At 69.5% G+C, this 2773-nt stretch carries 1 protein-coding gene and 1 pseudogene; both read right to left on the bottom strand.

All coding sequences use genetic code 11. The features are described 5' to 3' along the window. The coding region (locus D3H34_RS31495) for a cyanophycin synthetase (protein WP_119558737.1) at positions 1-1833 on the bottom strand (1833 nt) is incomplete at its 3' end. A 71-nt stretch (positions 1834-1904) separates the two neighbouring features. Continuing rightward, positions 1905-2773, bottom strand: a pseudogene (locus tag D3H34_RS31490) (cyanophycin synthetase); the annotation flags it as partial.

Genomic DNA, 2773 nt, shown 5'->3' with positions numbered 1-2773 from the left:
GCTGGCCATGGCCGCGACTTGCGGGTCGATGGCGTTGAGCACGCCATAGCCCGTGGGCGCGACGTTCTGCACGATCACGCGCTTGAGCACGGCCAGGTCTTCGACGGTGGTGATGAAGTTCAGTCCCAGGTGATCGCCTTCGCCGACGTTGGTCACCACGGCGACCTGGCAGCGGTCGAAGCCCAGGCCTTCGCGCAGAATGCCGCCACGCGCGCATTCGAGCACGGCGGCGTCGACTTCGGGGTGCGCCAGTACATTGCGCGCGCTGCGCGGGCCCGAGCAGTCGCCGCTGTCGATCTGGCGGCCGTTGACGTAGACGCCGTCGGTATTGGTCATGCCCACGCGCAGGCCATGGGCCGCGAACAGGTGGCCGATGATGCGCGCGGTGGTGGTCTTGCCGTTGGTGCCGGTCACGGCGATCACGGGAATGCGGCCGTCCTGGTCATGGGCGAACAGCTGATCGACCATGGGCACGCCCACATGGCGCGGCTTGCCGAACGACGGCGCGAGGTGCATGCGCAGGCCGGGCGCGGCGTTGACTTCGACCACGCCGCCGTTTTGCTCCTCGAGCGGACGCAGCATGGTTTCGCAGACCACGTCGACGCCGCAGATGTGCAGGCCTATGGTCTGCGCGGCTTCGACCGCGCGCGCCGCGATTTCGGGGTGCACGTCATCGGTCACGTCGGTGGCGCTGCCGCCGGTCGACAGGTTGGCGTTGTTGCGCAGCACCACGCGCTGGCCCTGGGCGGGCACGGAATCGGGCGTCAGGCCTTCGGCGGCGATATGCGCGACCGCGATGTCGTCGAGGCGGATCTTGGTCAGCGCCGTGCCATGGCCCGAGCCGCGGCGCGGGTCGAGGTTGACCGCATCGACCAGCTCGCGCACCGTGTGCTGGCCGTCGCCCAGCACCTGGGGCGGCTCGCGGCGCGCGGCGGCGACGAGCTGGTCGCCGACGACCAGCAGGCGGAAGTCATGGCCGGGCAGGAAGCGCTCGACCATCACCGTGCCGTACTTGGCGGCCGAGGCATAGGCGGAGGCGAGTTGGCTGCGCTCGGTCAGGTTGACCGTCACGCCCTTGCCCTGGTTGCCGTCCTGTGGCTTGACCACGACCGGCAGGCCGACTTCGAGCGCGACTTCCCAGGCTTCATCGACCGATTCGACCGGGCGGCCCAGCGGCACGGGCACACCGGCCGAGTGCAGCAGGCGCTTGGTCAGGTCCTTGTCCTGGGCGATGGATTCGGCGACGGCGCTGGTGTTGTCGAGTTCGGCGGCCTGGATGCGGCGCGCCTTCGCGCCCCAGCCCAGTTGCACCAGCGAGCCCGAAGTCAGGCGGCGAAACGGAATGCCGCGCGCCACGGCCGCATCGACGATGGCGCCGGTGGAGGGGCCGATGCGCTCGTCTTCATCGAGCTCGCGCAAGGCGGCGATCGCGGCTTCGGCGTCGAACGCGGTGTCGGCCAGCGCGGCCTGCACCAGCTCCAGCGCCTTGTCCATGGCCAGCTTGCCCACGGCTTCCTCGGTGTATTCGACGACGACCTGGAAGGTGCCGTTTTCCAGCGTCTCATGCGTGCGGCTGAACGTGACCGGGCAGCCGGCCTGGGCCTGCAGCGAGAGCGCCGCGACTTCGAGCACGTGGGCCAGCGACAGGCGCTGGTCGGCGCCATGCGGCTGCAGCGGCGCGATGGTCGGGAAGCGCGCGCGCAGCTTCTCTTCGAAGCCGGCGATCGAGGTGTAGCACTGCTCGTTGTCTTCGCACTGCACGATGGCTTCGATGGCGGTGCTGCGGGTCCAGAGATTCGGGCCACGCAAGGCGCGGATGCGGGTGATCTGCATAGTCGGTTCTTTCAGATGGCGGGCTGGCGCGGGACCAGCCGGGCATGCATGTCGTCGTGGTTTGCGTGAAATCAGTTGGTGTATTCGAAGGTCTTGATACCGGCACCGATCAGATCGGGCGAGATATCGAGCGCCCAGGCCGTGGCGATCGCGGCCAGCAGCGCCGGCGTGTCGGGACGCTTGCCGCCGGGCAGCGCGAGCGCGTCCAGCGTGCCCAGCACGCGTTCCTGCGCACCCGTGGCCAGAACCACATTGTTGCCCTTGACGAACACGGCGCGGCCGCCTTCGTTGTCCTGGCGGTGGGCCGCGACCACGGCGTTGGCGGCGTCCAGCGAGTACAGGATCACTTCGCCGTCGCTGAGTTCGGCCAGGTCCGCGACTTCGGGCAGGTCGGCATTGAGCACGCCCGCGCCGTGGGTCAGCACCACGTCGATCTGCGTGCGGATCACGCGGCGCATCTGGCCGGCTTCGAGCACGTCGTGGTCGGCCAGCGTCTCGTAGCCGTCCATGTCGGTGACCACGCCGATCAGGCAGCGGTCATAGGCCAGGCCTTCTTCCAGGATGGAGCGCGGCGTGGTCTGGATCACCGCGGCTTCGGCCAGGCGGTTGGTGAGCAGGCGGTGCGCGCCGGCCCAGTTGGCGGTATCGGTCTTCTGCGTCTGGCGGGTGGCGAGGAACATGCCTTCGCTGCTGGCCACGCCCGTGCGCTTGCCCGACAGCTGCAGCAGCCAGCCCACGAGGCGCGCGATGAACGCGTTCTCGCGCGTGCCGACGATGCCGACGACGGGAATGCGGCCCGCGTCGCGGTCTTCCTCGGAGCGCGGGAACAGGTGGTCGGCAATCGCCATGCCCACGGGACGCGGCGCGCCGTTGGTCGGCTTGAGGTGCATCAGCAGGCCCGGGCCGGCGTTGACTTCGAGGATCGCGCCCTGGCCCTGCA

This window comes from Acidovorax cavernicola (assembly GCF_003581445.1).
This window is presented reverse-complemented; position numbering and strand designations above follow the sequence as displayed.